The organism is uncultured Bacteroides sp. (assembly GCF_905207245.1).
In the GTDB taxonomy this organism is placed as follows: Bacteria; Bacteroidota; Bacteroidia; order Bacteroidales; family Bacteroidaceae; genus Bacteroides.
Map to the genome: position 1 here is coordinate 1 of NZ_CAJLKP010000169.1, position 4,144 is coordinate 4,144.

General features: G+C 41.5%; 4 protein-coding genes and 1 tRNA gene. 4 read left to right on the top strand and 1 reads right to left on the bottom strand.

Annotated features, from left to right (window positions below):
• Nucleotides 1-105 precede the first annotated feature (105 nt).
• Complete coding sequence (locus tag QZ135_RS24670; protein WP_294615750.1) at nucleotides 106-1,887, bottom strand: aminopeptidase P family protein; 1,782 nt, start codon at nucleotides 1,885-1,887, stop codon at nucleotides 106-108.
• A gap of 514 nt (nucleotides 1,888-2,401) precedes the next feature.
• Here QZ135_RS24670 and rpsU point away from each other — a divergent pair.
• From rpsU to QZ135_RS24690, 4 genes are all read left to right on the top strand, one after another.
• The gene (gene rpsU / locus QZ135_RS24675; protein ID WP_009132577.1) at nucleotides 2,402-2,593 is read left to right on the top strand and encodes a 30S ribosomal protein S21; all 192 of its coding nucleotides are present in this window, start codon (nucleotides 2,402-2,404) and stop codon (nucleotides 2,591-2,593) included.
• A gap of 72 nt (nucleotides 2,594-2,665) precedes the next feature.
• Nucleotides 2,666-3,550 carry a site-specific tyrosine recombinase/integron integrase gene (gene xerA, locus QZ135_RS24680; RefSeq protein ID WP_294615752.1) on the top strand — a complete coding sequence of 295 codons (885 nt, stop codon included), beginning with the start codon at nucleotides 2,666-2,668 and terminating at the stop codon, nucleotides 3,548-3,550.
• Nucleotides 3,551-3,566: 16 nt separating this feature from the next.
• Nucleotides 3,567-3,866 carry a ribosome-associated translation inhibitor RaiA gene (raiA, locus tag QZ135_RS24685; RefSeq protein WP_009132579.1) on the top strand — a complete coding sequence of 100 codons (300 nt, stop codon included), beginning with the start codon at nucleotides 3,567-3,569 and terminating at the stop codon, nucleotides 3,864-3,866.
• A 95-nt stretch (nucleotides 3,867-3,961) separates the two neighbouring features.
• A tRNA-Thr gene (locus QZ135_RS24690) sits at nucleotides 3,962-4,035 on the top strand.
• Nucleotides 4,036-4,144 lie beyond the last annotated feature (109 nt).

The window sequence follows — 4,144 nt, forward strand, 5'->3', positions numbered from 1 at the left end:
TGCTTCTATGCCGCATGGAACCTTGTTCCCTCGTCAACTTGTCTCCTCGTCAACTGATTCAAATCCGTATAGAAACAAATTAATTCCGCCAACGGATAGTTGTTGTTATAAGCTACTTGTTTTTTCTTTCAACCATGCCTGTTCTTCTTTGTTCAGGCTTGGAGATAATTTCTCATATACAGTCTGATGATATTCGTTGAGCCATTCGATTTCTTCTTTGTTCAGTAGTTCTTTAATGATGCCTTTCTTGCAAATAGGGCAAAGAGTAACCGTTTCGAATTGCAAATAATTGCCGAACATGCCTTCGCCTGCCGGAACAACCAAAACAAGATTTTCTGTACGAATCCCGTGACTCCCTGTTTTATATACCCCCGGCTCATTAGAAGTCAGCATACCCAATTGCAGTGTCACCGGATTCTCATTCATGCGGATGCTTTGCGGACCTTCGTGTACATTCAGGAAATGACCGACGCCATGCCCGGTGCCATGAAGAAAATTCATGCCCCGTTGCCATATCGGCATACGCGCCAGCACATCCAGTTGCGCCCCACGTGTGCCGATGGGGAATTTCGCCATTGCCAGTGCAATGTGCCCTTTCAGTATCAATGTATAATCAGTTTTTTCTTCTTCAGTCAGTTCTCCCAATGCAATAGTGCGTGTAATATCGGTCGTTCCATCCAGATATTGCGCACCGGAGTCTAATAGTAGAAAACCTTTCGGCTTCAGTGGAACATCCGTTTCAGGTGTAGCCTCATAATGCACAATAGCACCGTGCTCTTTGTATCCGGCGATTGTGTCGAAACTTTCTCCCATATATAAATCCTGTTCAGCGCGGAAGCCGTGCAATTTTTTATCCACGCTGATTTCAGTCTCCTTACCCGATGGAATAGCTTCTTCCAACCATTTCAAGAATTTCACCAGTGCCACCCCGTCCCGTTGCATGGCAGCATGTATTCCAATGATTTCCTGCTCATTGCGAATAGCTTTCAATAATGTAACCGGAGAAACACCGTGGACTATCTTACAATCAGGATTGACAGCCGAATACATGGCATAATTTGTTTTTGCCGGGTTGACAAGCAGATTTTCAACCTTAATCCGGTTAAGATACATTTCTACCTCTTCATAAGAGTGCAGGCTTACGCCGGTTACTTTCAGATATTCGGCAACTTCGGGAGTGATTTTCTGCGGTTGGATAAAATAATGTATCTCTTGCTCTTCAATCAAGAGATAACTGACGATTACAGGATTGCAATGCACATCATTACCACGCAGATTAAGCGTCCATGCAATCTCATCCAGAGCGGACAAAAACAACGCCTTGGCATTGCACTTTTTCAATTCTTCCCGAATGATGGAAATCTTTTCCAGGCTACTTTTTCCGGAATATTTGGTTTCGTGAATGAAAGCGGGAGCTTCCGGCATTGGCGGACGGTTAGTCCATAACTTCTCCATTGGATCTGGAATGTTTTTTATTTCTATCCGGCATTTTTGCAATTCGTTTTGCATTTTTTCCACTTCTTCTGCCGAGAACATTTTTCCGTCAATGCCGACTACATCACCCGGATTTAGCTGTGCACATAGAAATGTGGAAATACTTGGTGTCTCGGGGAGCATTTCTTTGTAAAGCCCTATTTTTGTGCCCTCCAATTGCTGGGCGGCTTGCAGAAAATAGCGGGAGTCAGTCCACAGCCCTGCCTTGTCTGTGGTGATAACGACGGTTCCTGCCGAGCCGGTAAAACCGGAAATCCATTCCCGGGATTTCCAATGGGGAGCAACATATTCACTCAGATGCGGGTCCGTACTCGGAATGATGAAGGCTTGTATACCCTCTCGGCTGAACAATGCCCGTAAGGCTTGAATCCGATTGTTTATTGTTTGGCTCATATTCTATAATATAATAAGGTGTAACATTAATCCCTCAAAGATACTCACTTTCTTTGAATATTTTTGTGGGTCACTATACTTTATCTGTCGGCATATTACAAACTAATCCCTACGCTACAGGAAACTAATCTCCGCACCGCAAGAAACTAATCCCGCGGATACTAAAAACTATTCATACAACAACTGTTTAAGTTTCCTACAATAATTATATAAGTTTCTTACATCAACTATTGTAAGAAACATTATTATTTATTGTATAAATAGTTTTTAGTATCCGCGGGATTAGTTTCTTGCGGTGCGGAGATTAGTTTCTTGCACTCTCGCGATTAGTTCTTAGTACATTTTCGATTGGTTTGTCTTTTTCCTTTGGCGGAAGAAGTTTGAGATAGGATAATCTTTTCTCTTTTTACAGTTTTTTTGGCAGAAAGTTTTGTGAATAAAGAAACTATGTGTAATTTTGCCGCTCAATTTAATCGTGAGATTTTTAAACCATTAACATTTTAATAAAAAGAAAATGATTGTAGTACCTGTAAAAGAAGGCGAAAACATTGAAAAAGCGCTGAAGAAGTTTAAAAGAAAATTTGAGAAAACTGGTATCGTTAAAGAATTAAGAAGCAGACAGCAGTTTGACAAACCATCTGTTGTTAACAGACTTAAGAAAGAGCGTGCAGTTTACGTACAGCAACTTCAGCAAGTAGAAGATTAATAATTCGTAATTTCCTTTGAATTATTGAATTCTTTTCATACATTCGTTGCATGATTTTAGATATGTAGCGATATGTTGTTGACAGACTCTTTTCTTGACTATCTTTTGTATGAACGGAACTATTCCGAAGGTACAGTTAAGTATTATCGGACAGATATTCTTGAATTGCAAAAGTTTGGTGAAGAACAATTGGGGACTTTAACTCCTTCGGATGTAGATGCGGAACTTGTTCGTGATTGGATTGCTTCTCTGATGGACAAAGGATGCGCTTCTTCTACGATAAATCGAAAACTGAGTTCGATCCGGACGTATTATAAATTTCTTTTGCGCAGAGGCGAGATTCAAGCTGATCCCTTGCAGAAGGTGTCAGGGCCCAAAAAGAATAGGCCGATTCCCGCGTTTCTGAGAGAGAAGGAAATGGATAGGTTGCTGGATGATATGGATTTCGGTGAGGGGTTCGAGGGGTGTCGTGACCACATGATTCTTGAAATGTTTTATGCCACTGGTATGCGGCTTTCAGAGTTAATCGGGTTGGATGATAAAGATGTGGATTTCTCAGCTTCCCTTATCAAGGTGACGGGAAAACGGAATAAGCAGCGTTTGATTCCTTTCGACAAAGAGTTAGAGCGGTCAATGAGAGGATATGTTAACGTGCGGAATGAAGCTGTCGCAGATCGGACGGATGCTTTTTTTGTCCGGGAGAACGGGAAGCGGCTTTATCGTAGTATCGTGACGTCTATTGTGAAACGAAACCTTTCGAAGGTAGTAACGATGAAGAAAAGAAGTCCCCACGTGCTGAGGCATACCTTTGCGACAGCCATGTTGAATCATGGTGCGGATTTAGGGTCGATAAAGGAGCTTCTCGGGCACGAAAGTCTGGCGACTACGGAAATTTATACGCATACTACTTTTGAAGAACTTAAAAAAGTGTATAACCAGGCTCATCCTCGGGCCTAAAAGTAAGGAGGTAAGTATGGAAGTAAGAATTCAATCAATTCACTTTGATGCGTCAGAGCAATTGCAGTCTTTTATTCAGAAGAAAGTCGCAAAGTTGGAGAAGTATTACGATGATATAAAGAAAGTAGAGGTGTCATTAAAGGTGGTTAAGCCAGAGACCGCAGAAAATAAAGAAGCCGGCGTAAAAGTAATCATTCCTAATGGTGAGTTTTATGCAAGCAAAATCTGCAATACGTTTGAAGAGTCTGTCGATTTAAGTGTCGAAGCCTTGGAAAAGCAACTGGTAAAACACAAGGAAAAACAACGGAGCAAATAAATTTTCGCTAAAATTTTGCGGAAAAGAAATAAATGCCTAAATTTGCAGCCGTTTCGCTCACGATAGAACGTAACGGTTGCATTTTTTGAGTAATTGCCTCTTTAGCTCAGCTGGCCAGAGCACGTGATTTGTAATCTCGGGGTCGTTGGTTCGAATCCGACAAGAGGCTCAAAAAAACAATAAGGAAAAAAGAGTTCTTTATTTAAATGTAAGGGCAAATACCAGAGTGGCCAAATGGGGCAGACTGTAAATCTGCTGTCTTTCGACTTCGGTGGTTC

Coding starts and splice junctions, on each gene's coding strand:
- QZ135_RS24670 (WP_294615750.1), bottom strand. CDS start 1,887: ATGAGCCAAACAATAAACAATCGGATTCAAGCCTTACGGGCATTGTTC.
- rpsU (WP_009132577.1), top strand. CDS start 2,402: ATGATTGTAGTACCTGTAAAAGAAGGCGAAAACATTGAAAAAGCGCTG.
- xerA (WP_294615752.1), top strand. CDS start 2,666: ATGTTGTTGACAGACTCTTTTCTTGACTATCTTTTGTATGAACGGAAC.
- raiA (WP_009132579.1), top strand. CDS start 3,567: ATGGAAGTAAGAATTCAATCAATTCACTTTGATGCGTCAGAGCAATTG.